The organism is Mycobacterium sp. IDUB_17 (genome assembly GCF_055419465.1).
In genome coordinates, this window is the sequence record NZ_JBVAXS010000002.1 from 612,895 (window position 1) to 637,931 (window position 25,037).

Genomic DNA, 25,037 nt, shown 5'->3' on the forward strand with positions numbered 1-25,037 from the left:
CGCGTCGGCGTTAGTGAAAGGAATGCGGGTGCCATGGGTTTCTCGAACATCATGGACTCCAACAGCTATTCGGGAGGTCTGGCGACCGATCCTGATACCGAAAGGCTGATCGAGGCCCGCTCGCACCTGCTGGGCCCGGCGTACCGGCTGTTCTACGAACGGCCGGTACACCTGGTCCGGGGCAGCGGCAGCCACCTGTTCGACGCGGACGGCGAGCGTTACCTCGACGCGTACAACAACGTCGTCAGCGTCGGGCACTGTCACCCGCGCGTGGTCGCCGCCATCACCCGCCAGGCCGAGACGCTCAACACCCACACCCGATACCTGCACGACGGCATCGTGGAGTACTCGGAACGGTTGTTGGCCACGCTCCCAGGAGAAGTCGACCGGGTGATGTATGCCTGCACCGGCTCGGAGGCCAACGATCTGGCCCTGCGGGTCGCCCAGATGTGTACCGGGGCACACGGTGTGATCGTCACCCGCGATGCGTACCACGGCAATACCGAAGCAGTGACGGCGATTTCACCGTCGATCGGCGGCGCCACCAGCATCGGTCCGCATGTGCGCGCCGTGGCCGCGCCGGACAGCTACCGCTCGGGCGACGATGTGGCCGGCCGGTTCCTGGCCGATGTCGACGCCGCAATCACTGATCTGAAGGCGGCCGGTCACGGGCTGAGCTGCCTGATCGTCGACACCTTCTTCTCCTCCGACGGCATCTACCCCGACCCCGCGGTGCTGGCGCCGGCGGTGGCGGCGGTGCGCGCGGCCGGCGGGGTGTTCATCGCCGACGAGGTGCAACCCGGTTTCGGCCGCACCGGGGAGGCGATGTGGGGTTTCACCCGCCACGGCGTCGTGCCCGACCTGGTAACCATGGGCAAGCCGATGGCCAACGGGTTGCCGGTGGCGGCGATGGCCGCCCGCAGTGAGGTGCTCGAGGCGTTCGCCCGCGAGGTGCCGTACTTCAACACCTTCGGCGGCAATCCGGTGTCGATGGCCGCGGCGGGCGCGGTGCTCGACGTCATCGAGGACGAGCAGCTGATGGCCAACGCGGCCAAGGTCGGCACCGTCTTGCGTGACGAGCTCACCGGGGTGGCCGCCGAGAACCCGCGCGTCGGCGATGTCCGTGGCGCCGGGCTGTACGTCGGGATCGAGATGGTGACCGACCCTGATCTATTGACCCCCGATCGGGCCGGCGCCCACGATCTGGTCAACGCGATGCGCGACCGGCGCGTACTCATCTCGGTTTGCGGGACACAGGGCAGTGTGCTGAAGGTGAGACCCCCCCTGGTATTCTCTTTGTCGGATGTGGACTGGTTCTGCACCGAATTCGCCGATGCGCTGCGTCAGCTGCGCTGAGCAAAAAGCAGAGCATCTGGCCGTCCAAACCCTGATGAGGGAAGCTGTATCAGTGCCGGAGGCAGTCGTCGCTACCGCGATCTACATTGCGTCACCAGAAGGTGATACCGGCAAGTCGACCATCGCACTCGGGATGCTGCATCGGCTTGCTGCGACCGTACCCAGGGTGGGCGTATTCCGGCCCATCACGCGCCTGGGTGAGGATCGCGACTACATCCTCGAATTGCTGCTGGCCGGCAGCACCGCGGGGCTGAGTTACGACGACTGCGTCGGCGTCAGCTACCAGCAGGTGCACGAGGACCCCGACGTCGCGATCGCCGAAATCGTCGACCGGTTCCACCGCGTGGCCGAGAAGTGCGACGCCGTGCTGATCGTCGGCAGTGACTACACCGACGTCGCCACCCCCAGCGAGCTGAGCATGAACGCGCGCATCGCGGTCAACCTCGGTGCGCCCGTGGTGCTCGCGGTCAAGGCCGCCGACCGCACGCCCGACGAGGTCGCCCACGCGGTCGAGGTGTGCCTGGCCGAGTTGAACCACCAGCATGCGCACGCCGCGGCGGTGGTCGCCAACCGGTGCGACCCGGCCCAGTTGACCGCGGTGGCCGAGGCCCTCAAACCGCTCGGCCCGCCCGCCTACGTGCTTCCCGAGGAGCCGTTGCTGGTCGCCCCGTCGGTCGCCGAACTGAAGGTGGCGGTCGACGGCACGATGATCGCCGGGGATCCTGAGCTGCTGTCCCGTGAGGCGATGGGCGTGATGGTCGCCGGTATGACCGCCGAGCACTGCCTGGAGCGGCTGACCGAGGGGGTCGCGGTGGTGACCCCGGGTGACCGGTCCGACGTAGTGCTGGCAGTCGTGAGTGCTCATGCGGCAGAAGGCTTTCCGTCACTGTCCTGCATCATCCTCAACGGCGGCCTCGACCTGCACCCGGCCGTCGCGTCGCTGGTGGAAGGGCTCGGGCTGCGGCTGCCCATCGTGGCCACCAAGTACGGCACCTTCGAGACCGCAAGCCGGGTCGCAGGCGCTCGCGGCCGGGTCACGGCGAAATCGCAGCGCAAGATCGACACCGCGCTGGCGCTGATGGACAAGCACGTCGACGTCAACGATCTGCTCGCGCAGTTGAGCATCCCGATCCCCGCGGTCACCACGCCGCAGATGTTCACCTACCAACTGCTCGATCAGGCCCGTTCCGACCGCAGGCGCATCGTGCTGCCCGAGGGCGCCGACGACCGGATCCTCAAGGCCGCGGGCCGGCTGTTGCAACACAAGGTTGCCGAGCTGACCATCCTTGGTGAGGAAAGCCAGATCCGTTCCCGGGCAGCGGAACTCGGGGTGAACATCGATGCGGCCGTCGTCCTCGACCCGCGCACCAGTGCATTGTGCGACCAGTTCGCCGAGCAGTACGCCGAACTGCGCAGCAAGAAGGGTGTGACGGTCGAGCAGGCCCGCGAGATCATCCACGACGTCTCATACTTCGGCACGATGCTGGTGCACAACGAGATGGTCGACGGCATGGTGTCGGGTGCGGCACACACCACGGCGCACACCGTGCGTCCGGCCTTCGAGATCATCCGCACCGCGCCGGGAATCTCGACGGTGTCGAGCATCTTCCTGATGTGCCTGGCCGACCGGGTGTTGGCCTACGGCGACTGCGCGATCGTGCCCGACCCGACCTCCGAACAACTTGCCGACATCGCGATCTCCTCGGCACGCACCGCCGCGCAGTTCGGCATCGATCCGCGGGTGGCCATGCTGTCCTACTCGACGGGCACCTCGGGTACCGGTGCCGACGTCGACAAGGTCCGGGCCGCAACCGAACTGGTGCGCCAGCGCGAACCGGGCCTGTTGGTGGAGGGGCCGATCCAGTACGACGCCGCGGTGGAGCCGTCGGTGGCGGCGACCAAGATGCCCGATTCACCCGTGGCCGGGCGCGCGACCGTCCTGATCTTCCCGGACCTCAACACCGGCAACAACACCTACAAGGCGGTGCAACGCAGTGCAGGCGCCATCGCGATCGGCCCGGTGCTGCAGGGCTTGAACAAGCCGGTCAACGATCTGTCCCGAGGGGCGCTCGTGGAGGACATCGTCAACACCGTGGCGATCACGGCGATTCAGGCGCAAGGAAACTCATGACGGTTCTGGTGCTCAATTCCGGTTCCTCGTCGCTGAAATACGCGGTGGTCAAACCGGATTCAGGGGAGTTCCTGGCCGACGGCATCATCGAGCAGATCGGCTCGGCGCAGGTGCCCGATCATGAGGCCGCGCTGCACGCGGCGCACGAGGCGCTCGCCGCCCAGGGCCTGCACATCGCCACGCTGGGACTGTCCGCGGTCGGTCACCGGGTGGTGCACGGCGGGACCACCTTCTACCGGCCGACCGTCATCGACGACACGCTGGTCGCCAAGCTCGAAGAACTGTCTCCACTTGCCCCGCTGCACAATCCGCCGGCGATCCTGGGTATCGAAGTGGCGCGCAAGCTGCTGCCCGACCTGCCGCACGTGGCCGTGTTCGACACCGCGTTCTTCCACAACCTCCCCGAGGCCGCGGCGACCTACGCCATCGATCGCGAGGTCGCCGACCGCTGGGGTATCCGGCGTTACGGTTTCCACGGCACCTCGCACGAGTACGTCAGCCGGCAGGCCGCCGCGTTCCTCGGTACGCCGTACGAGTCGTTGAATCAGATTGTCCTGCATCTGGGTAACGGTGCGTCGGCATCGGCGATCGCCAGCGGCAGGCCGGTGGACACGTCGATGGGCCTGACGCCGATGGAGGGCCTGGTGATGGGCACCCGCAGCGGCGACGTCGACCCGGGCATCATCATGTACCTGTGCGGCGAGGCCGGCATGAGTGTCGAGGACGTCGACACGATGCTCAACCGCCAGTCGGGGGTCCGTGGCCTTGGCGGCGAGAACGACTTCCGCAAATTGCGCGCCCGGATCGAATCCGGCGATCAGAACGCACAATTGGCTTACGACGTCTACATCCACCGGCTCCGCAAGTATGTCGGTGCGTACCTGGCGGTGCTGGGCCGCGCCGATGTCATCAGCTTCACCGCGGGAGTGGGCGAGAACGACGCCGGGGTACGCCGCGACGCGCTGGCCGGGCTGACCGGGCTGGGGATCGAGATCGACGAGGAACTCAACGCGTTGCGGTCGCCCGAAGCCCGACGGATCTCGACACCGGACTCGGCGGTGACGGTGCTGGTGGTGCCGACCAATGAGGAGCTGGCGATCGCGCGGGCCAGCGCGGCCTTGGTCTGACCGGGATCAGCCCGGCAACCGCCGATTGAGCGCGAGCCCGGCGACAGCCGCGGCGGCCAGCGTCAGGGTGGCGAGAATGATCCATCCGGCACTGGCATCGGCAGGGACCAGTTGGAACCCGATCTGCTGCTGCAACGTGCTGTACACCTCCTCCAGGGAGCCGATGGTGTCGGCGTGGAACACCCGGCCGTCTCCGGAGAGCTTGCTGATCTCCTGCAAGGTTTGGTCGTCGACGGGTACTGCGATTTTCTGGTCGTTGAGGGTGACGTAGCCGTCGGGGGTGCCGAAGGAGATTACCGAGATCGGGACTCCTTGGGCCTTGGCGGCGCGTGCGGCGGCGAACGCCCCTCGTGGCTGGTCGGGGTCCAGCGGCACGGTTTCCTTGCCGTCGGACTCCAGCACGATCCGTGCGGGCGGCGGGCCGTCACCTCCGCCGATCACCCCGCTGACCGTCGCGATCGCCTGCAGTGCGGTGTAGATGCCCTCGCCGGTCGCGGTGCGTTCGGCCGGTTCGAGCTTGTCGATCGCGGCTTTCATCGGTGCCCGCTTGGTCGTCGGTGGTACCAACAACGCGGCGGTACCGGCGAATGCGATCAACCCGAGGTTGACGCTCGGGTTGAGTCCGTCGACGAACTTCTTGCCCGCCTCCTTGGCGGCCGCCAGCCGGTTGGGGGCGACGTCGTTGGCCGCCATCGACTCTGAGACATCGATGACCAGCATGACCACCGCACGATTGCGCGGTATCAGGTGATCGCGCGTCGGGTCGGCCAGGGCGATGGTCAGCAGCAGAAGAGAGATCAGCAGCAGGGCCGCGGGCACGTGCCGCAGTCGCTGCACCCTCGAAGGGGCGACCGCAGTCAGCACATCCATGTTGGCGAACCTCAGCACGGGGATGCGTTTCGCCCGGTACCGCTGAACGTAGAGGGCGAGCATTCCGACGGCAACCAGTGCACACAGGAAGAACCAGCGGTGTTGGAACCCGGACAACGACAAAGCGCTCACGCCCAGAGGGTCTGACCGCAGGCCTCACAACGCCAGCACAATGACCTGGCGGAATGCTGCCAGGTTCGCGGCGTACGTTCACGCTGTGTCTGGGGCGGCTCTCCTGCTGATCCTCGTTATCGGGGTGGGCTACTACCTGTGCCATCGGCGCGCCCGGGGCATCGCTGGTGCGGGGCGGCTCCAGGCCTGGTGCTTCGGCGCCGGCCTGGTGTGGTGGCTGCTGGCCACCCAGGGTCCCGTTGCGGTGTACGCCCCGGTCTTGTTCTGGGTGCGGGCACTGCAGGTGCTGCTGTTGCTGTACGTGGTGCCGTTCCTGCTGGCGCTGGGCCAGCCGGTGACCGCTGTTCGCGAGGCCTCGAGCCCGAATGCCCGCGCGCGACTCGACGCGATGCTCGGGTCGCGGGTCGCCCGGGTGGTGCTGTCACCGCCGGTGACGTCGGTGCTGATGCTGGCGACGCCGTGGCTGCTCTACCTGACTCCGTGGTACGTCGCCTCGCTGGTCAACCCGGTGATCGCGGATCTGACCAACATCGCGTTGTCCGCCATAGGTTTCTGTTACTTCTACACCCGTTTGCAGTCGGACCCCGTTCCGCGGCGGTACTCGCCCCTGCTGTCCATCGGTATCAGCGTCGCCGAGGGTCTGGGCGACGGCGTCCTCGGTCTGGTGCTGTGGCTGGGGCCGCTGATCGCCTACGACTATTACTCTGCGCTGCACCGGGACTGGGGCCCCTCCCTGCGCGACGACCAGACGCTGGGCGCCGGCGTGCTGTGGATTCTGGGCGATGTGCTGGGCATCCCGTTCATCATGGTGTTGATGCGGGCGCTGGGCTCGCATGAGCGCAGGCGCGCCGCCGAGGTGGACGCCGAGATCGACGCCGGAGTCGAGGAGCAGCGCGCTACCGGCGCTTCCGCACTCTGGTGGGAATCCGACCCGCAACTGCGGGACCGCTATCACCGCTGAGGAACTCAGAACGTGCTCATCGGCCGCACACTGTTGGCCAGGTCGATCAGTGCGTAGCGGTGCGACTGCGTTGGGGCGACCCGGGCCAGTGCACGCAGTGACGCCTCGACGCCCAGCTTGAGACCGTGCTCGGTGAACGGGAATCCCAGGATGTGATTGCTGCTCGCCGAGTTGTCGGCCAGCCAGTCCATCGCGGTGCCCAGTACCAACGCCCTGATCTGCAGCACGCGCGGCTCCGAATCGGGAAGTGCCTCCACGCGTCGGGCCGCATCGCGGATGTTCTGTTCGGTGATCTCGCCGGTGGACCGGCCGGACAGCAGGGTGACCGCGCTGGTCAGCCGGGCTGTGGTGAAATGCCGCGAGGTGGGTGGAACTTCGTCGAGGGTTTCGACCGCCTTGTCCCGTGTTCCGGCAACCGACTCGGCGCGGGCCAATCCGAAACCGGCCGAGATCACGCCGTTGTCGGTGCTCCACACCGTGTTGTAGAACTTGAGCTCGTCGGCGGTGCCGGCCAGCTCGGCCGTCGCCGCCAACGCCAGCTTGGGCGCCAGCTCCCCGGGCAGCGTGTCCAGCACCTCGGTGAAATGCTTTGTCGCCGAGTCATAATCAGCCGACAGCATCTCGGCCACCGCGCGGAACCAGACCAGTTGCCAGCGCCAGCCGGCCCAGGTGGCCAGGTCGTCGAGCTTGCGGGTGGCCTTGGCGACGTCACCCAGATCGAGCAGGGCGCGCGCCTCCATCAGCGGCAGCTCCACCGATTCGGACAGGTCCACGCCTTCGGAGTCGATGGCGCCGTGCCGCGCCGCGCGCAACTGGTCCAGGGTATGAACGGGTTGGCTGAGCACGCTGGCGACCAGCATCGGGGCCCCGACATCGGTGCGATCAACCAGGGGTACGGGCAGCGCCCGCACGATCTCCTGCGCCGTCAGCTTCTCCGAATGCACCTGCCCGTCAACATAAACATCGGTGTGGGCGACCAGCAGATCGACTCCGAAAGTCGACCGGGATGGGCTGAACACGGTCGACAGACCGGGGCGGGGGATCCCGGTGTCGGCCGCCACCACCTCACGCAGCACACCGAGCAGCTGCGACGACATCTCCTCGGCGCTGCGGAACCGCCGCCGCGGATCGGGATCGATGGCGCGGCGCAGGAACCGGCCGAAGGAATCGTAGGTGTCGAGCACCGGATCCTCGGACGGCAGCCCCAGGACGTAGCGGCCCCGCCGGGTCCGCAGGTTCATGGTCAGCGCCGCCAGCGTGCGTCCCACGGTGTAGATGTCGGTGGCCACCGTCGGCCCGGTGCGCACGATCTCGGGCGCCTGGAATCCCGGTGTGCCGTACAGGTATCCGTAGGAGTTGAGCTTCGATACCGCACCGAGGTCGATCAGCTTGAGCTGTTCCTCGGTGATCATGATGTTCTCGGGCTTGAGGTCGTTGTAGGCCAGCCCGATCGAATGCAGATAGCCCAGCGCGGGCAGGATCTCGAGCATGTAGCCGATCGCCTCGGCGACCGGAAGTCGGGTGCCCCTGGCCTGTTTGAGCGATGTTCCGCCGACGTACTCCATCACGATGTAGCCGACCGGGTTGCCGTGCTTGTCATCGTGTTCGACGAAGTTGTAGATCTTCACGATTCCCGGGTGCGTCACCTCTGCCAGGAACTGCCGCTCGGCCATCGCGATCACCTGGGCCTCGGCGTCACCGGAATGCACCAGGCCTTTGAGCACGACCGGACGTTCGTTCACGTTGTGGTCGAAGGCCAGGTACACCCAGCCCAATCCACCGTGGGCGATGCAGCCCTTGATCTCGTACTGGTCGGCGACGATCTCGCCCGGGGACAGCTGCGGCAGGAACGAGTACGCGCTGCCGCAGTGCGGGCACCAGCCCTCCGACAGAGCGTGCCCGTCGGACGAGGACCTGCCGACCGGCTTGCCGCAGTTCCAGCAGAACCGCTTCTGCTCGGCCACCACCGGGTTGGTCATCAACGCCGTCAACGGATCCCGCTCGGGCACCCGCGCGATCTCGACCAGCCCGCCGCCCAGCCTGCGGATCGGCGAGAGTATCCGGGTGGCGATCGTGGCGAGGTTCTGCGGTTCGGTATCGCCGCCGCCGAACGTACCGTCGTCGGAATCGTCGAACTCCGGGCGGAAAACCGCCTGGGTCGCCATGGGCCGCATGGTCGACTGCGAATCCATGTCGAGGTCTTCCAGGCTCGCCGGCTGTGTCCCGGGACCGCCCGCGGTGTCGGGGGTTTCGGGGAGCTCAGTGTCGTCGGGCTTCTTCATCAGTCGACATACCTCGCGACCGGGGGAGAGGGCGCCGGACCCAGGACCGTCAACCACTTGCGGTACAACGTGTTCCAGGTGCCGTCGCGGCGGATGCGCTCCAGCGTCGCATTGACGACCCGGACCAGCGGCGTGTTCTCCAGGTTCAACCCGATGCCGTAGGGCTCTTCATTGAGGCTCGGGCCGACGATGTGCAGGTACGGATCCTGCGCCACCAGCCCGGCCAGGATCGAATCGTCGGTGCTGACCGCGTCGGCCTGGCGCTGCTGCAGCGCCACCAGGCAGTCGGCCCAGGTCACCACCGAGACGATGATCGGTGACGGGCTGATCTGCTGGATCCGTTTGAGCGACGTGGTGCCGTCCACCACGCACACCCGCTTGCCCGAGAGGTCGGAGGCCTGCGAGATGTTGGAGTCACGCGCGGCCAGGATGCGTTGGTGGGCCATGAAATACACCGTGGAGAAGTTCACCTCCTTGCGGCGCTCGCAGGTGATCGTCATGGTCTTGACCACGATGTCGACCTGATTGTTCTGCAGGGCGGTGATGCGGTCGGCCGAGGACAGGATGCGGTACTCGACCTGTGACGGCGTGCCGAAGATGTCGCGCGCGACCTCCCCGGCGATGTCCACGTCGAACCCGTTGATCTGACCGGTGATCGGATCCCGGAAGGAGAACAGGTTGCTGCCGATGTCGAGGCCGACGACCAGCCGTCCGCGGTCGCGGATCTTGGCCACTGCCGCGTCGGCGTCGGCCTGATTGCTGAACGGCCGCAGACTCGCGGTGCGGTTGCACTGGTCGGTCTCGGGCTCCGGCACCCGCACCGGTTGGGGGGCGAGTTCCTGCATGCCGGCGGGGCTGGGCGGCGCCAGCGTCATCGTCGGCAACGTCAGGGCCGGCGCGCTCTGACTGCACCCGGCGACCGCCAGGGCCGCGGTCAGGACGGCCAACGTCTTCTTCATCTTCCTCATCAGCGGTACTCACTCAGTCGAGGCCACAGGCCCAGCGCCACCGCCAGCGCCGCGGCCACGCTGAGCAGGGCGGCACCCACGGTCGCGCCGGACAGCACCCGGCGGGCATTGGCGATGTCGTTGCGCAACTGGCTGCGGCTCTGCTCGATGCCCTTGGACAACGCGTCGTCGAGCTTGTCGAAGGCCGAGGTGGAATCGTCCTCGCCGGTGCCCAGCGCCACCTGCGTCGCGGCCTGATAATTGCCCACCGCGATGTAGGCGTTGATCCGGTCATCGGCCGCACGCCACTTGGTGAGCAGGTCTTCGGCACCCGTCAGATCGCTCTTGTCGATGCGGGTGTCACGGGCCAGATACTGCGCGAGCTGTTGCTGCATGGCCTCGATGCGCTGGTAGTAGGACTGCTTGCGCAGGTTCTCGTCGCCGCGCCGGATCAGGGCCAGCGTCTCGTCGGCCCGGGCTTGCTGGGCGGTGATGGCGAGGTTGGTCACGGTCTTGAGGGATTCGGCGGCGGTGTCCTTGGCGTTGCGGCTGTCCGACGTCGAGATCACCAGAGCTGTGGTCACCCAGATCAGCATGATCAGCACGGCCATGCCGCCCGCCACGAAACCGATGTTCACCCGTCGCCGGGTCCGGCGGGCCAGCCAGCGGTTGGCGAACGCGCCGAACATCAACGTGGCCAGCACCACCAACATCACCGCGGTCGGGATCCGGGTGGAGGCCGTCGTCTCGGCGTCCACCCGCGCCGAGGTCTCCTCGTACAGGCGTTGCGCGTCGGGCAGGATCTGCGACTGCATCAGCGCCGAGGCTTCCGACAGATACGACGAACCCACCGGGTTGCCGGCCCGGTTGTTGGTCCGTGCGGTCTCCACCAGGCCCGTGTAGACGGCGAGCCGTGCGTTGATCCGGCCGAGCAGCTGCACCAGCGCTTCGTCGGTCAACCCACTCGATGCCCGCGTCACCGCCACCGAGGCGTCGGTGATGGCCTGCTCGTACCGCTGGCGCACGTCGCGGGGTTCGGCTCCGGCGATGAAGGCCGTGGCAGCGGCGGCGTCGGCGACCGACAGCGTGGTGTAGAGCTGGCCGGCCGCGAACGCCAGCGGCTCGGTGTGGTCGAGCACCGTGGTCAATGCCTGCTGGCGGTCGTTGATCGTGGTGGACGTCGCGAACGCGCTGGCGAGCACGAGGGCCGACAACACGAGCCCGATCGTCAGGATGCGCCCGGGAGTGGTCCACAGAAACCACCAGCGCGGGTGGGCAGGAGTGGTCGGCGACCGGGACGCGAGTGGTTCGGTCGAGGGATGTGCCAACTCCACAGTCACCTGCGCACGGACCTCATTTAGTTTCGGTACAAACGGGGCGTCCCACCACTATAAAAAAATTCTAAGAGCGCCGCGCTTAGGCTCGCTGAGAAATTGGGACCCACCGAAACTCGCGACGTTCCTTATCCTGTACGGGTGCGTGGCGACGGTGACGGCTGGGTGTTCTCCGACAACGGCGCCCGGTACTGGGGGCGCCACGGTGCGGCCGGCCTGCTGCTGCGGGCACCGTGGCCGGGCGGATCGGCGGCGGTGCTGCTGCAACACCGGGCCCCGTGGAGTCATCAGGGCGGAACGTGGGCGTTGCCCGGCGGTGCCCGCGACAGTCATGAGACCGCCGAGCAGGCCGCGGTCCGCGAAGCCCACGAGGAAGCCGGGGTGACGGCCGAGCAGCTCACCGTGCGGACCACCGTGGTGACGGCCGAGGTGGCCGGTATCGGCGGCACGCACTGGTCCTACACGACGGTGATCGCCGACGTGCCCGAGCCGCTGGAGACCATCCCCAACCGGGAGAGTTCGGAGCTGCGCTGGGTGGCCGAGGACGAGGTGGCCGAGTTGCCGCTGCATCCCGGGTTCGCCGCGAGCTGGCAGCAGCTGCGGGCGGTGACGGCGTCCCTGCCGCTGGAGCACAACCGGCATCACTAGGCCCGCGCGAGCGCAGCCTTCAGTTCCGCGGCCGCCGCCCGGGGATCCTCGGCGGCGGTGATCGCCCGGACCACCACGATGCGCCGGGCGCCGGCGGCCAGCACCTCGGGCAGTCGCTGCTGATCGATCCCGCCGATCGCGAACCACGGCTTGGCCGGGTTCAACGCGGCCGTCGAGCGCACCAGGTCCAGGCCCGGTGCGGACCTGCCGGGTTTAGTCGGGGTGGGCCAGCACGGGCCGACGCAGAAGTAGTCCACCTGTTCATCGATCGCGGCCGCGGCCTGCGCGGCGTCATGGGTGGAGCGGCCGATCACCGGACGCTCGCCGATGATGCCGCGCGCGACGTCCAGCGGCAGATCGTCCTGGCCCAGGTGCAGCACGTCGGCCCCGGCAGCCAGGGCGATGTCGGCGCGGTCGTTGACCGCCAGCAGTGCGCCGTGGCGACGGGCGGCGTCGGCCAGGATCTCCAGCGCGTCGAGTTCCTGCCGGGCCTCCAGCGGGCCGAGCTGCTTCTCTCCGGCCGAACCCTTGTCGCGTAGCTGGATCAGATCCACCCCGCCGGCCAGCGCGGCATCGGCGAATTCGGCCAGGTCACCACGCTCCCGGCGGGCATCGGTGCACAGGTAGAGGGTGGCGCGCTGCAGACGGTCGGCGGGTGATTCCACACCGCGACGGTAGCCGGTACCGCCCGAGTACCCTGGACTGGCAATCAATACGGGAGTCCCGGGGACGAGGGGCTGAGAGTGGGCATCCGGACCGGCCCTGACCGTCACACCTGATCCGGGTCATGCCGGCGAAGGGAGCGGATATGGCGCGAACACTCGCCGTCATCGGCGGCGGTGTGATCGGGCTGTCTGTCGCACGCCGGGCGGCGCTGGACGGCTGGACCGTGCGGCTGCACTGCACGCGTGAGCGCGGCGCGTCGTGGGTGGCCGGCGGAATGCTGGCCCCGCACAGCGAAGGCTGGCCGGGCGAGGAACAGATACTGCAGATCGGCCTGGAATCACTGAAGCTGTGGCACTCGGGATTCCTCGACGGGCTGGCGCCCGAGGTGGTCACCGCGCGCGAGTCACTCGTCGTCGCCGTCGACCGGGCCGACGTGGCCGACCTGCGTACCGTCGCCGAATGGCTGTCGGCCCAGGGGCAGCCCGTCGAACTGATCACGGCTGCCCGTGACGTGGAGCCCCTGCTGGCCCAAGGCATCCGGCACGGGTTCCGGGCCACCACCGAACTCGCCGTGGACAACCGCGCCGTGGTCGACGGGCTGGCCGCGCACTGCGAGCGACTGGCCGTGCGCTGGGCCGGGCCCGTCGAGGATCTGGCCGATGTCGAAGCGGACGTGCGGGTGGTCGCCAACGGGATCGACGCCCCGAAGCTCCTGCCCGGCCTGCCGGTGCGTCCGGTGAAGGGCGAGGTGCTGCGGCTGCGGTGGCGCAAGGGCTGTATGCCGGTGCCGCAGCGGGTGATCCGGGCCCGCGTGCACGGGCGGCCGGTGTACCTGGTGCCGCGTGCCGACGGTGTGGTGGTCGGCGCCACCCAGTACGAGCACGGACGCGACACGGCGCCGGTGGTCAGCGGGGTGCGTGATCTGCTCGAGGACGCCTGCGCGGTGATGCCGGCGCTGGGCGAGTACGAACTGGCCGAGACGGCGGCGGGGCTGCGGCCCATGACACCGGACGGCCTGCCGATCGTCGAACGTGTCGACGAGCGCACGCTGGTGGCCGTCGGACACGGCCGCAACGGATTTCTGTTGGCGCCGTGGACCGCTGAGCGGATCGCGGCTGAACTCGAGGTGGGCGTGGGAGCGAAATGATCACCATCACGGTCAACAACGAGACCCTCGAGGTGGACGAGCAGACCACCGTCGAGGGCCTGCTGGAAACCCGGGGCTTCCCCGAGAAGGGCATCGCCGTCGCGCTGGACTGGACGGTGCTGCCCCGCTCGGAATGGGATCGGACCCTGTCCGACGGAGCCCGGGTGGAGGTCGTGACGGCGGTGCAGGGTGGGTGATTCAGTTCTGCGGATCGGCGGCCGGGAGTTCGGCTCCCGGCTGATCATGGGAACCGGCGGCGCGCCGAACCTGGCGGTGCTGGAAGAGGCTCTGGTGGCCTCGGGGACAGAGTTGACGACCGTGGCGATGCGGCGGGTGGACGCCGAGACCGGTACCGGGGTGCTCGACCTGCTCAACCGGCTCGGCATCGCGGCACTGCCGAACACCGCGGGCTGTCGCGGTGCCGCCGAGGCCGTGCTGACCGCGCAGCTGGCCCGCGAGGCGCTGGGCACCGACATGGTCAAACTCGAAGTCATCGCCGACGAGCGCACGCTGTTGCCCGACGCCATCGAATTGGTCAAGGCCGCAGAGCAATTGGTCGATGACGGGTTCATCGTGCTGCCCTACACCAACGACGACCCCGTGCTGGCCCGCCGGCTGGAGGACACCGGCTGTGCCGCGGTGATGCCACTGGGCTCACCGATCGGCACCGGTCTGGGCATCTCCAACCCGCACAACATCGAGATGATCGTCGAGCAGGCCGGAGTGCCGGTGGTGCTCGATGCCGGGATCGGCACGGCCTCCGATGCTGCCATGGCGATGGAATTGGGTTGTGACGCCGTGCTGTTGGCCACGGCCGTCACCCGTGCCTCCGACCCGCCGACCATGGCCGCCGCGATGTCGGCTGCCGTCACCGCCGGATACCTGGCGCGTCAGGCGGGGCGTATCCCGAAGCGGTTCTGGGCACAGGCGTCGAGCCCGGCGCTGTGATTTCGCGCCGAGGCGGCAGTGAGTGCGCCGAGTCTGCGCTGAGATCGTGAAAATGAACAAAATCGCGATCTGGGCGCAGGCTCGATGCGGGGGAGCGGTGTTATGAAGCGCTATGTCGCCCTGGGCAGTTCGATGGCTGCCGGGCCGGGCATCAAACCGTCCGCTCCGGGTGCCCCGTGGCAGGCGGGTCGCTCGGCACGCAACTACCCCCATCTGGCGGCGGCCAGACTCGGGCTCGACCTGGTGGACGTGACCTACTCGGGGGCCACCACCGCGCACATACTGCATGAGCCTCAGAACGGTGCGGCGCCGCAGATCGGCGCGCTCGACGGGTCTGAGGTTCTGGTCACGGTCACGATCGGCGGCAATGACGCCGGCTATGTGCCCCAGTTGATGGCGGCTGCGTTGCCGCGGTTCACCCGGTCCCTGCCGCTGGTGGGGTCGTTCCTTCGCGGCCTGCTGGATCCCGGCGCGCGTGAGACGGCGTTGACGCAGGTGGCCGGCTCGCTGGCGACGGTGGGGCGTGAGATCCGGCAACGCGCTCCTGCGGCCCGGGTGCTGTTCGTGGACTATCTGACGCTGCTACCGCCGCAGGGCGTCGCGGCCTCGCCGCTGTCGGAGGCCGACGTGGAACTCGGCAGACACGTCGCGGCCACGCTGGAACGACTCACCGGAAAGGCTGCGGCCGAAACTGGCTGCGGTTGGGTTCGCGCCGCGCAGGCCAGCCTGCCGCACCATGCCTGGTCGGCCCAGCCATGGACCACGCGGCCCGGTTTGCCATGGCCGGGCCGGCCCGCCCCGCTGCACCCGAACGCCGCCGGTATGCGGGCGGTCGCCGATATGGTGGTGGCGCAGGCAGGCCCCGACACGTGAGGTGGCGCTGACACCATGGGAGCCATGATCGAACTGGCCGGGCTGACGAAGCTCTACGGGACCCACCGCGCCGTCGACGATCTGACGTTCACCGTCGAACCAGGTGTGGTGACCGGATTCCTCGGGCCCAACGGTGCGGGCAAGACCACCACGATGCGGCTGATCCTCGGACTGGACCATCCCAACGCCGGGTCCGCGACCATCGACGGCAAGAAGTACCGGGAACTGCGGGATCCGCTGCGCACGGTCGGCGCCCTGCTCGACGCCCGTCAGGCCCATCCGAACCGCTCAGCCCGCAACCACCTGCGCTGGATCGCGGCAGCCAACCGGATTGCGCCGGCCCGGGTGGACGAGGTGCTCGAGATGGTCGGGCTGACGTCGGTGGAGGACCGCACCGCCGGGACGCTGTCGCTGGGCATGAGCCAGCGGTTGGGGATCGCCGCCGCGCTGCTGGGTGATCCGCCGGTGCTGCTGTTCGACGAACCGGTCAACGGCCTGGACCCCGAGGGCATCCACTGGGTGCGCACCCTGATGCGCAGTCTGGCCGCCGAGGGCCGCACGGTGTTCGTGTCCAGTCACCTGCTGGCCGAAATGGCCAACACCGCCGATCGATTGGTGGTGATCGGTCAGGGCAAGTTGATCGCCTCGACCACGGTGAGCGAATTCGTCAGCGGGACATCCGCCGACACCGTGCGGGTGCGCACACCACAACTGGAGACACTGCGCGAGGTCCTCACCGACGCGGGGTTCGAGGTGGAGGCCGCCGCCGACGGCGATGCGCTGGCGGTGCACGGCGCGGCCATCGAGGTGATCGGTGACCTCGCCGCGCGCAACACCATCACCCTGCACGAGCTGAGCCAGCGGCAGGCCTCGCTGGAGGAGGCATATCTGAAACTCACCGATGACGCGGTCGATTATCGGGCGGCTCAGGCGTGAGCGCGCTGGCCGCGTTCGACGCCGAGCGCATCAAACTGTCCACCACCCGCTCCCCGCTGTGGTCCACGGTCGGGGTGGCGGTGCTCAGCCTCGGCCTGGCAGCGATACAGGGCATGACGGTGAACCACTACACCGGGCTGCCCCCGTCCAAGGCCGCGCTCGGTGTCGCGGTGTTCGGGGTTCCCGTGCTGATGGTGTTGTCCTCGATGACGATGACCGGCGAATACCGCAGCGGGCTGATCCGCACCACCTTGCTGGCCACGCCCAACCGGACACAGGTGCTGACCGCCAAAGCGGTGGTGTGCGCGGCGTTCTCCTCGGTGTGTGCGGTGATCATGGTGCTGGCATCGGTGCTGGTGGCCCGGATGGCCGCCGACCCGGTGGTCGGTACCCAACTGTCGGTGGCCAATCCGGCGACCTGGCGGGTGGCCGGCGGGTTCGCGTTGTACGCCGCGCTGGCCGCGGTGCTCGGGGTGGCCGTCGGCGCGCTGGTGCGATTTTCAGCCGGTGCGGTGGCGGTCCTGCTGCTGTGGCCGCTGGTGGCCGAGCCGCTGCTGGGGAACATGCCCAACTCCGGCCCCAAGGTCGGACCGTGGCTGCCGTTCGCCAACATGTTCCGGTTCCTTGAGGTCGAGTGGTTGTTCCCGACCTATTACACGTCGTGGAGCGAGCTGGGCTCGCTGTTCTATTTCCTGGTGTGGGTGGCGGTGGCGTTCATTGCTGCCGCGGTGGTGCTGAACAGGCGTGACGCCTGACCCGGAATTACTCCGGGTCAGACGCCACATCCGTTGAGATCGCATCGTTACTGCCCAGGGCCAGTACCACCTTCGACCCGTACGGCACCCGCTGGATCAGCTGCAGCTGAGCCAGCGCCGGGTGGGCGTCCAGCAGCTTGCCGGCGTTGGCCAGCGCACGCAGCGCCGCGGTCTCGGCACGGGCTGCTTCCAGCTTCGCCGCGCCGGTGGCCTTGGCCGTCACCAGCGCCATGGCCGCGGCGCGGATCTCAGCCGGGATGATCACGTCCTTGACGAAGGCGTCGATCACCTCGACCCCGGTACGGGCACCGGCAGCACGGGCCGCCGCCGCGATCGCCCCGGCATCGATGCGATTGCCGCGCTGCATCACCTCGTCGGCGGTCACTGCCGCGACGAGATCGCGCAGTGCGATCTGCGCGGCCAGGTACACCGCAGCCATCGGATCGGCCGCCGCCTCCACGTAGGCCACGGCGTCGCTGACCTTGAACTGCAGTGCGACGGTGATACGCAGCGTCACCGCATCCGAGGTCAGCACCTCCTGCGGGGCCAGCGTCAGCACCTGCTCACGCATCTCGACACGCACCACCGAGGCCGCCACATCAATGCGGTGGCGGCCCGGGGGCAGGACACGACCCAGCGTGCCGTCCCGGTACTCCAGTGCGCACTGGCCTGCGGAAACAGTGATTCGGTTGAACGTGAAGATACCCATGTCGTGTCCTCCTTCCGGTGTATGTGTCTGTGCGGCAAAGGGATACCGCCGCCGGACGCAATCGGTGGCGGGGCGTCACATCCCCATACCGGCGGATGCGGGCCGCAAGGCCGTCGACTGCGCGATCCCGGCGACGGTATCGGGGTTGTAGGAGAGGATTCGAACCTCAGGCCCTTTACCTGTGCCATGACGCCGCGGCAACATGCAGAAACGTTGCGGTACCCCGCTCGGCCTGCCCCCTGCCGGCGCCGGGGAACACCATGCCACCACAGCAAATCACCAGGCAACCGATTTATCCGCCAGGCAGTTCGGGGGAGCCGCTACCGTGGGTGCAATGCGACGTACTTCGACGGGGGCGGTTCTGGGCGCGCTGGCGCTGACCGTGGGGCTGGCCGGCTGTGATGCAAAGACCGAACTGCAGACCGACGGGCGGCAGTCCCAGGAGTCGTCACCGGCGGCGGTGCAGTTCGCCGACCAATTGCGTGAGCGGATCTCGGCCGACGCCATGATGGGGCATCTGAGCAAGCTGCAGGACATTGCCAACGCCAACAAGGGCAACCGGGCGCTGGGCAGCTCGGGGTACGACGCGAGTGTCGACTACGTGGCCAACGCGCTGCGCGATAAGGGGTTTGACGTGGAAACCCCGGAGTTCGAGGTGAAACTCCCGTTCGCCGAAGACCCCCAGGTCACCGTCGGTGGCCAGGCCGTCAGCGCCAAGCCGCTGGAGTTCACCATCGGTACCGACCAAGCGGGGGTGTCCGCGCCGCTGGTACCGGCCAAGGTGGAGGACACCCCGGGGTGTGAGGCCGCCGACTACGACGGGCTCCCGGTCGCCGGTGCGGTGGTGCTGGTCGATCGCGGCTCATGCCCCTTCGCGGACAAGCAGGCCGCAGCCGCCGAGCGTGGCGCGGTCGCGATGATCGTCGTCAACACCAACAACGACGAGAAGATGGGCGGCACGCTGGGTCGCGACACCGACGTGAAGATCCCGGTGGTCAGCGTGACCAAGGATGAGGGCACCCGGCTGCGCAACGCGCCCGGACCCACCACGATCAAGCTCGTCGCCGGCGTGCGCACCGAGCACACGCGCAACGTCATCGCCCAGACCAAGACCGGATCGACCTCCGACGTGGTCATGGTCGGCGCCCATCTCGACAGCGTTCCCGAAGGCCCCGGCATCAACGACAACGGTTCCGGCGTGGCCGCCGTGCTGGAAACCGCTCTGCAGTTGGGCGATTCGCCAGAGGTGGCCAACGCGGTGCGGTTCGGGTTCTGGGGAGCCGAGGAAGAAGGTCTGCTCGGTTCGACCAACTATGTCGAATCCCTGGACACCGAAGCCCTCAAGGACATTGCCATGTACCTGAACTTCGACATGCTCGGCTCGCCCAACGCGGGCTACTTCACCTACGACGGCGACCAGTCCGCACCTCTGGAGGAGCAGGGCCGCCCCCGGGTCCCCGAGGGTTCGGCGGGAATCGAGCGCACCCTGGCGTCCTATCTGCAAAATGCTGGAAAGACGCCGCGCGACACCAGTTTTGACGGTCGGTCCGACTATGACGGGTTCACCATGGCGGGCATTCCCTCCGGCGGATTGTTCTCCGGTGCCGAGGACAAGATGAACGCCGAAGAGGCCAAATTGTGGACCGGCGAGGTGGATCAACCGTTCGACCCGAACTATCACAAGAACACCGATACCCTTGACCACGTGAACCGGGACGCATTGCAGATACATGGTGAGGGAGTCGCATTCGCTGTGGGGTTGTATGCCCAAGATCAGCGGGGCCGCAACGGTTTACCGATTCGCTCGGACCGTACGCGGCACCAGATCACCGCGCAGTGACGGGACGTCGACTCGCTGTCATATTGCTCGGTGCCGCACTGGCGGGATGCTCGACGCAGTCATCGCCGAAGGCCGTCGAGCCGCAGGAACTGGCGGGCAAGATCACGGTCGACGCCATGTTCACCCACCTGCGCAAGCTCCAGGAGATCGCCGACAGTCATGACGGAAACCGGGCGGTCGGCAGCCCCGGGTACGACGCCAGCGTCGACTATGTAGTAGAAGTTCTGCGGGACAAAGGCTTTGATGTACAGACGCCGGAGTTCGAGCGGATGGGCACGATGCGTGGGGGTAACCCCGCGCTGAGCGTGTCCGGGACCGTGTACCGGGTGGACCAGGCGTCGATGCTGGTGACGACGGCACCCGGCGGGCTGAATGCTCCGACGCTGCGCCCGGGCAAGCCGTCCGGATGTGCGGCCACCGACTACGGGTCGGTCAACATCACCGGTGCCATCGCGGTCGTCGACGACACCGGGTGTTCGGTTGTGGCAAAACAGAACACCGCTCTGGCCAAGGGCGCGGTGGGCCTGCTGGTGGTCAACAGCGGGCACCAGCCCCCTCCCGGCGGGTTGTTCACCACCGGCTACTACCGACAACTCACCGTCCCGGTCGGCGTCATCGACGAGAACGCGGACGCGGCGCTGCGACGCACGAGTGCGCCGGTGCGCCTGACCCTCGACGGCAAGGCCGAGATGGTCAAATCCCGCAACGTGACCGCGCAGACCAAGACCGGGTCGGGGTCCGATGTGGTGCTGGTGGGTGCGCACCTCGACAGCGTCGGCGGCGGTCCGGGCATCAACGACAACGGCTCCGGGGTGGCGGCCGTTCTGGAAACCGCGCTGCAGCTGGGCAGTTCGCCGAAAGTGGGCAATGCGGTGCGGTTCGCGTTCTGGGGCGCCGAGGAAATGGGGTTGGACGGGTCGACGCAGTATGTGCGGAACCTCCCGCTGGACCAGCTGGACGACCTCGCGCTGTATCTGAACTTCGACATGGTCGGCTCGCCCAACGCCGGGTTCTTCACCTATGACGGCGACCAGTCCGGCCAGGCCACCGATCCCAAGCCGATCCCCGAAGGATCGGCCGGTATCGAAAGGACCATGGCCGGTTACCTCAACCTGGCCGGGGCGCGGCCCGCGGACATGCCGATCAGCGCCAACACCGACTATCACCCGTTCCTGCAGGCCGGTGTGCCCATCGGCGGCACGACCACCGGGGCGTCGCAACGCAAGACCGAGGTGCAGGCCAGGCTGTGGGGCGGACGGGCAGGGGTGGCGTTCGATCCCAACAATCACACGGCCCGCGACACGATCGACAACGTCGATGCCCGCGCGCTCGGGATCATGGGATCGGCGATCGCGTTCACCGTCGGCACGTACGCCCGGTCGATCGAGGGCCCCAATGGTGTGCCGGCACGTGACAAGCGTCACCGCGGCTGAACCCGGATTGGTCGAGGGAGCGTTGAACCGGCGACCGTAGGCCCCCGTGATACGGGTATGGGAATTAACGTCGCGAGAATGCCCAGCCGCAGCACGATTGCCGGCGTCCATGCCGTCCTGCCTCCATATCGGTATACCCAGGACGAGGTCACCAGCGCCCTGCTGGACCTGCCGGGATACGCCGAGGTCGAGGACGTGGTGCGGGCGCTGCACAAGAGCGCGAAAGTGAACAGCAGGTATCTGGTCCTGCCGCTCGAGAAATATGCGAATCTCGATGATTTCGGTGAGAGCAACAGCCTGTTCATCGAGCATGCGACCGAGCTGGGCTGCGCCGCGCTGTCCGGGGCACTGGATGAGGCCGGCCTGCGCCCGCAGGACGTCGACCTGATCGTCACCACGACTGTCACCGGCGCCGCGGTCCCGTCCCTGGACGCGCGCATCGCCGGACGGCTGGGCCTGCGGCCCGACGTACGCCGCATCCCGATCTTCGGATTGGGGTGTGTGGCCGGTGCCGCCGGTATCGCGCGGCTCAACGACTACCTGCGGGGCGCGCCCGACAAGGTAGCGGTCCTGGTGTCGGTTGAATTGTGTTCGCTGACCCGCAAACACAATCCCTCGATGCCGACGCTGGTGGCCGGTGCACTGTTCGGCGACGGAGCCGCCGCGGTGGTCGCGGTCGGTGAACAACGCGCCCGTAGGCTCAACCCGACCGGACCCGATGTGCTGGACTCCCGCAGTCATCTGTACCCAGACTCGTTGCACGCCATGGGGTGGGACATCGGCTCCGATGGCTTCGAGATCGTACTGAGCGCCGAAGTCCCGGGCTTCGTGGGGCGCTACCTCGGTGACGACGTCACCGGGTTCCTCGGCGATCACGGTCTATCCGTCGACGATGTCTCCGCCTGGGTGAGCCATCCCGGTGGGCCGAAGGTGATCGAGGCGATCATAGAAACCCTCGGATTGCCTGAGGACGCACTGGATCTCACCTGGCAGTCGCTCGCCGACGTCGGCAACCTGTCGTCATCCTCGGTGCTGCACGTGCTACGTGAAACCATCTGTAAACGGCCGGAATCGGACACACCCGGGGTGATGATGGCGATGGGGCCGGGGTTCTGCTCGGAGCTCGTCCTGCTGCGTTGGCGCTGATGACGGCCAAGAGATACACCGCGCTGATCACCCTCGTCGCCGTCGAGCGGGTCCTCGAACTGGTGGTGTCCAAACGCAACCTGAAGTGGAGCATCGCCCAGGGCGGCAAGGAATTCGGGGCCGGCCACTATCCGGTGATGGTGGCGCTGCACAGCGCGCTGCTGGTGGGCGCGGTGGTGGAGGCACGTCGCCGCCGCCCGGCACCGGTGCTCGGCCGCATCATGGTGATGGTGGTACTCGTCGCCCAGGCGCTGCGGTGGTGGTGCATCACCACGCTGGGTAGGCAGTGGAACACCAGGGTCGTGGTGGTGCCGGGCGCAACGCGCGTCGTCGACGGTCCGTACCGCGTGCTGCCGCACCCGAACTACGTGGCCGTGGTCACCGAGGGGGCCGCACTGCCGTTGGCCGGCGGCGCGTGGATCACCGCCCTGGTGTTCACGGTGACCAACGCCGCGCTACTGCGAGCCCGGATCCGCGTGGAAAACGAAGCACTGCAAGGTTTGACGTGATCGATTTGCTCGTCGCAGGTGGCGGCCCGGCCGGGCTGGCCACCGCGGTGCACGCAGCGCGTGCCGGGTTGGAGGCCGTGGTGGTGGAACGCCGCCAGGGCCCGATCGACAAGGCCTGCGGTGAGGGCCTGATGCCGCACTCGGTCCGGCAGTTGCAACGCCTGGGCGCTCAACCCGAGGGCCGAACCTTTCGGGGCATCCGCTATCTGGACGGCCACCGCATCGCTGAGGCCAGGTTCCGCGACGGCGCCGGCCGCGGAGTGCGTCGTACGGTTCTGCATGCCGCACTGTCTGAGGCCGCGGCCGAAGCCGGGGTCCGGGTGGTCCAGGGTGAGGTGGGCCCGGTGACCCAGGACTCGACGTCGGTGAGCGCGGCCGGTTTTCGGGCCCGCTACCTGGCGGCCGCCGACGGCCTGCATTCACCGATCCGCCGCGCGCTCGGATTGAGCGGCGGTGAGGGCAGGCGACGCCGCTGGGGAATTCGGCGCCACATCCTGATCGCGCCGTGGTCGGACTGTGTCGAGGTGTACTGGGGCCCTGACGCCGAGGCGTACGTGACGCCGGTCGGGGAGAACTGTGTCGGGGTGGCGATCCTGACCTCGGCGCGCGGCGGCTTCGACGAGCACCTGGCGGCATTCCCGTTGCTGGCCGAGCGGATTCACGGGCTTGAGCACGGCCACGACCGCGCCGCGGGACCGTTGCGGCAGAAGGTCCGTAACCGGAGCGCGGGCCGGGTGCTGTTGGTCGGCGACGCGGCAGGCTACGTCGACGCCCTCACCGGCGAGGGGATGGGCCTGGCCTTCGGTGCGGCCGAACTCCTCGTGGGGTGTGTACGCGCGGACCGGCCCGGTGACTACGACCGGCAATGGCGTGCGCTGACCCGCCGCTACCGGTTGCTCACCGCAGCCCTGTTGCACGGCAGCGGTTTCGGTCCGGTGCGGGCCTGCATCACCCCGGCGTCGGCGGCGCTGCCCTCGGTGTTCACCCGTGTGGTCAACGCGCTTGGCGAGTAGGTTGTGCCAGGTTCCCCAGGTATTCCAACAACCTCATGCCGTGAAAGACCAGTAGCGCGGCGATGGAGCCGAGGGCGATCCCGGTGAACGTCAGAGAACCGAGCTGCCAGGTGAAGTCCGCGATCCCGATGATCAGCGGAATGGCGGCGGTCATCTGGTTGACCGGCTTGGAGAAGTCCACGTGATTAGTCAGCCAGATCCGCACGCCCAGGATGCCGACCAGGCCGTAGAGCACGATGGTCGCCCCGCCGAGCACGCCAGGAGGGATCGCTGAGATCGCCGCTCCGACCTTGGGACACAACGACAATGCGATCGCCACCGCGGCGGCCACCCAGTAGGCCGCGGTCGAGTAGACCCGGGTGGCGGCCATCACCCCGATGTTCTCGGCGTAGGTGGTGGTGGCCGAGCCGCCACCGGCACCCGCCAGCACGGTGGCCACACCGTCGGCGGCCAGTGCGCGGCCGATCATCGGATCGAGGTCGGTCCCGGTCATCTGCCCCACCGACTTGACATGCCCGATGTTCTCGGCGACCAGTGCGATCACCGCAGGTAGGAACAGCGGCAGAACCGCGAGGTTGAAACTCGGGGTGTGGAACTCGGGCAGCCCCAGCCACGGTGCCGCCGCGATCGCCGCGGTGTCCACGTCGCCCAGGGCCAGCGCCAGCAGATACCCGATCAGCACCGCGCCGAAGATCGCCAGCCTGCCGATCAAGCCCTTGAAGAAGGCCAGCGTGGCGACCAGCAACACCAACGTCACGATTCCGACCAAGGGGCCCTTCTCGAAGTTGGACTTGGCGGCCGGAGCGAGGTTGAAGCCGATGAGCGCGACGATCGCCCCGGTCACCACCGGCGGCAGTGCGACGTCGATCCAGTGGGTACCGACGAGGTGCACCACCGCGCCGATGAGGATCAACAACACCCCGACGGCGATCAAACCGCCGAGTGCACTTCCGGTTCCGTGCGATGCCACCGCCGCGGTCACCGGGGCGATCACGGAGAAACTCGACCCCAGGTAACTCGGCAACCGGTTGCCGGTGATGATCAGGAATCCGATGGTGCCGATCCCGGAGAACAACAGCGTGGTCGCGGGCGGAAAACCGGTGAGCACCGGGACCAGGAACGTCGCGCCGAACATGGCCACCACATGCTGGGCCCCGATACCGATGGTGCTCGACCAATTGAGCCGTTCCCCGGGGTTGACGACGAAGTCGTCATCGTTGCGGGTCTCGACGTACTTCCAACTCAGCGGAATCACGCATGTGACTACACACCAT

At 68.0% G+C, this 25,037-nt stretch carries 23 protein-coding genes and 1 riboswitch; of the genes, 16 read left to right on the forward strand and 7 right to left on the reverse strand.

Features of this window, described 5'->3' with window-relative positions:
• The first annotated feature begins 33 nt into the window (after positions 1 to 33).
• The 3 genes from ACZYZ7_RS10080 to ACZYZ7_RS10090 are packed head-to-tail and all read left to right on the forward strand — an operon-like array spanning position 34 to position 4,614.
• Positions 34 to 1,356, forward strand: a complete 1,323-nt coding sequence (locus tag ACZYZ7_RS10080) for an aspartate aminotransferase family protein (protein WP_463740824.1) — start codon at positions 34 to 36, stop codon at positions 1,354 to 1,356.
• 34 nt (positions 1,357 to 1,390) lie between these two features.
• The gene (gene pta / locus ACZYZ7_RS10085; protein WP_463740825.1) at positions 1,391 to 3,487 is read left to right on the forward strand and encodes a phosphate acetyltransferase; all 2,097 of its coding nucleotides are present in this window, start codon (positions 1,391 to 1,393) and stop codon (positions 3,485 to 3,487) included.
• Entirely contained in the window at positions 3,484 to 4,614 is a 1,131-nt protein-coding gene (locus tag ACZYZ7_RS10090; protein ID WP_463740826.1) for an acetate kinase, read from the forward strand. The genes pta and ACZYZ7_RS10090 overlap by 4 nt, the downstream gene beginning before the upstream one ends.
• Before the next feature lie 6 nt (positions 4,615 to 4,620).
• Here the strand turns inward: ACZYZ7_RS10090 and ACZYZ7_RS10095 are convergent, their stop codons facing one another.
• Positions 4,621 to 5,616 (reverse strand): VWA domain-containing protein, encoded by a 996-nt coding sequence (locus ACZYZ7_RS10095; RefSeq protein WP_463740827.1) that lies wholly within the window; start codon positions 5,614 to 5,616, stop codon positions 4,621 to 4,623.
• Positions 5,617 to 5,656: 40 nt separating this feature from the next.
• Between ACZYZ7_RS10095 and ACZYZ7_RS10100 the strand changes: the two genes are divergently transcribed.
• Positions 5,657 to 6,577 (forward strand): cytochrome c oxidase assembly protein, encoded by a 921-nt coding sequence (locus ACZYZ7_RS10100; protein ID WP_463740828.1) that lies wholly within the window; start codon positions 5,657 to 5,659, stop codon positions 6,575 to 6,577.
• A gap of 5 nt (positions 6,578 to 6,582) precedes the next feature.
• Here the strand turns inward: ACZYZ7_RS10100 and ACZYZ7_RS10105 are convergent, their stop codons facing one another.
• From ACZYZ7_RS10105 to glnX, 3 genes are read right to left on the reverse strand one after another with little or no spacing between them, the layout of a single operon-like run.
• Positions 6,583 to 8,859 carry a serine/threonine-protein kinase PknG gene (locus tag ACZYZ7_RS10105; RefSeq protein ID WP_135452143.1) on the reverse strand — a complete coding sequence of 759 codons (2,277 nt, stop codon included), beginning with the start codon at positions 8,857 to 8,859 and terminating at the stop codon, positions 6,583 to 6,585.
• Positions 8,859 to 9,827, reverse strand: coding sequence for a glutamate ABC transporter substrate-binding protein (locus ACZYZ7_RS10110; RefSeq protein ID WP_135452144.1), 969 nt, complete (start codon positions 9,825 to 9,827; stop codon positions 8,859 to 8,861). The genes ACZYZ7_RS10105 and ACZYZ7_RS10110 overlap by 1 nt, the downstream gene beginning before the upstream one ends.
• Positions 9,827 to 11,146, reverse strand: a complete 1,320-nt coding sequence (glnX, locus tag ACZYZ7_RS10115) for a protein kinase G-activating protein GlnX (protein WP_135452146.1) — start codon at positions 11,144 to 11,146, stop codon at positions 9,827 to 9,829. The genes ACZYZ7_RS10110 and glnX overlap by 1 nt, the downstream gene beginning before the upstream one ends.
• A gap of 135 nt (positions 11,147 to 11,281) precedes the next feature.
• Here glnX and ACZYZ7_RS10120 point away from each other — a divergent pair, with 135 nt between their 5' ends.
• Positions 11,282 to 11,788, forward strand: a complete 507-nt coding sequence (locus ACZYZ7_RS10120) for an NUDIX hydrolase (RefSeq protein ID WP_167857704.1) — start codon at positions 11,282 to 11,284, stop codon at positions 11,786 to 11,788.
• On the opposite strand, the gene thiE is transcribed toward ACZYZ7_RS10120, so the two are convergent.
• Positions 11,785 to 12,453, reverse strand: a complete 669-nt coding sequence (gene thiE, locus ACZYZ7_RS10125) for a thiamine phosphate synthase (RefSeq protein ID WP_463740829.1) — start codon at positions 12,451 to 12,453, stop codon at positions 11,785 to 11,787. The genes ACZYZ7_RS10120 and thiE overlap by 4 nt on opposite strands.
• 39 nt (positions 12,454 to 12,492) lie before the next feature.
• Positions 12,493 to 12,607: riboswitch (TPP riboswitch) on the forward strand.
• Here thiE and thiO point away from each other — a divergent pair.
• From thiO to ACZYZ7_RS10155, 6 genes are all read left to right on the forward strand, one after another.
• Positions 12,597 to 13,601 (forward strand): glycine oxidase ThiO, encoded by a 1,005-nt coding sequence (thiO, locus tag ACZYZ7_RS10130; protein WP_450069302.1) that lies wholly within the window; start codon positions 12,597 to 12,599, stop codon positions 13,599 to 13,601. Its footprint overlaps the riboswitch before it by 11 nt.
• Complete coding sequence (thiS, locus tag ACZYZ7_RS10135) at positions 13,598 to 13,798, forward strand: sulfur carrier protein ThiS (protein WP_135452152.1); 201 nt, start codon at positions 13,598 to 13,600, stop codon at positions 13,796 to 13,798. The genes thiO and thiS overlap by 4 nt, the downstream gene beginning before the upstream one ends.
• The gene (gene thiG / locus ACZYZ7_RS10140) at positions 13,791 to 14,549 is read left to right on the forward strand and encodes a thiazole synthase (RefSeq protein WP_135452154.1); all 759 of its coding nucleotides are present in this window, start codon (positions 13,791 to 13,793) and stop codon (positions 14,547 to 14,549) included. The genes thiS and thiG overlap by 8 nt, the downstream gene beginning before the upstream one ends.
• A gap of 102 nt (positions 14,550 to 14,651) precedes the next feature.
• Positions 14,652 to 15,422: an SGNH/GDSL hydrolase family protein gene (locus tag ACZYZ7_RS10145; protein WP_463740830.1), complete on the forward strand. Its 771-nt coding sequence runs from the start codon at positions 14,652 to 14,654 to the stop codon at positions 15,420 to 15,422.
• A gap of 24 nt (positions 15,423 to 15,446) precedes the next feature.
• Entirely contained in the window at positions 15,447 to 16,358 is a 912-nt protein-coding gene (locus ACZYZ7_RS10150) for an ABC transporter ATP-binding protein (protein ID WP_463741064.1), read from the forward strand.
• On the forward strand, positions 16,355 to 17,113 hold the full coding sequence (locus tag ACZYZ7_RS10155) for an ABC transporter permease subunit (protein WP_135452160.1): 759 nt from the start codon (positions 16,355 to 16,357) through the stop codon (positions 17,111 to 17,113). Before ACZYZ7_RS10150 ends, ACZYZ7_RS10155 begins: the two co-directional genes overlap by 4 nt.
• Positions 17,114 to 17,120: 7 nt before the next feature.
• Here the strand turns inward: ACZYZ7_RS10155 and ACZYZ7_RS10160 are convergent, their stop codons facing one another.
• A complete protein-coding gene (locus tag ACZYZ7_RS10160; RefSeq protein ID WP_463740831.1) occupies positions 17,121 to 17,822 on the reverse strand; it encodes a slipin family protein in 702 nt (233 codons plus the stop codon).
• Positions 17,823 to 18,156: 334 nt separating this feature from the next.
• Here ACZYZ7_RS10160 and ACZYZ7_RS10165 point away from each other — a divergent pair, with 334 nt between their 5' ends.
• The 5 genes from ACZYZ7_RS10165 (at position 18,157) to ACZYZ7_RS10185 (ending at position 23,763) form a co-directional block, all read left to right on the forward strand.
• The gene (locus ACZYZ7_RS10165; protein ID WP_463740832.1) at positions 18,157 to 19,662 is read left to right on the forward strand and encodes a M28 family metallopeptidase; all 1,506 of its coding nucleotides are present in this window, start codon (positions 18,157 to 18,159) and stop codon (positions 19,660 to 19,662) included.
• Positions 19,659 to 21,095: a M28 family metallopeptidase gene (locus ACZYZ7_RS10170; protein WP_463740833.1), complete on the forward strand. Its 1,437-nt coding sequence runs from the start codon at positions 19,659 to 19,661 to the stop codon at positions 21,093 to 21,095. Before ACZYZ7_RS10165 ends, ACZYZ7_RS10170 begins: the two co-directional genes overlap by 4 nt.
• Positions 21,096 to 21,173: 78 nt before the next feature.
• On the forward strand, positions 21,174 to 22,241 hold the full coding sequence (locus ACZYZ7_RS10175; protein ID WP_450069297.1) for a type III polyketide synthase: 1,068 nt from the start codon (positions 21,174 to 21,176) through the stop codon (positions 22,239 to 22,241).
• A complete protein-coding gene (locus tag ACZYZ7_RS10180; protein WP_463740834.1) occupies positions 22,241 to 22,750 on the forward strand; it encodes an isoprenylcysteine carboxyl methyltransferase family protein in 510 nt (169 codons plus the stop codon). Before ACZYZ7_RS10175 ends, ACZYZ7_RS10180 begins: the two co-directional genes overlap by 1 nt.
• The gene (locus ACZYZ7_RS10185) at positions 22,747 to 23,763 is read left to right on the forward strand and encodes an NAD(P)/FAD-dependent oxidoreductase (protein ID WP_463740835.1); all 1,017 of its coding nucleotides are present in this window, start codon (positions 22,747 to 22,749) and stop codon (positions 23,761 to 23,763) included. The genes ACZYZ7_RS10180 and ACZYZ7_RS10185 overlap by 4 nt, the downstream gene beginning before the upstream one ends.
• Here ACZYZ7_RS10185 and ACZYZ7_RS10190 read toward each other — a convergent pair.
• On the reverse strand, positions 23,744 to 25,018 hold the full coding sequence (locus ACZYZ7_RS10190) for a uracil-xanthine permease family protein (protein ID WP_463740836.1): 1,275 nt from the start codon (positions 25,016 to 25,018) through the stop codon (positions 23,744 to 23,746). The two genes, ACZYZ7_RS10185 and ACZYZ7_RS10190, sit on opposite strands and share 20 nt — an antisense overlap.
• Positions 25,019 to 25,037: the final 19 nt, after the last annotated feature.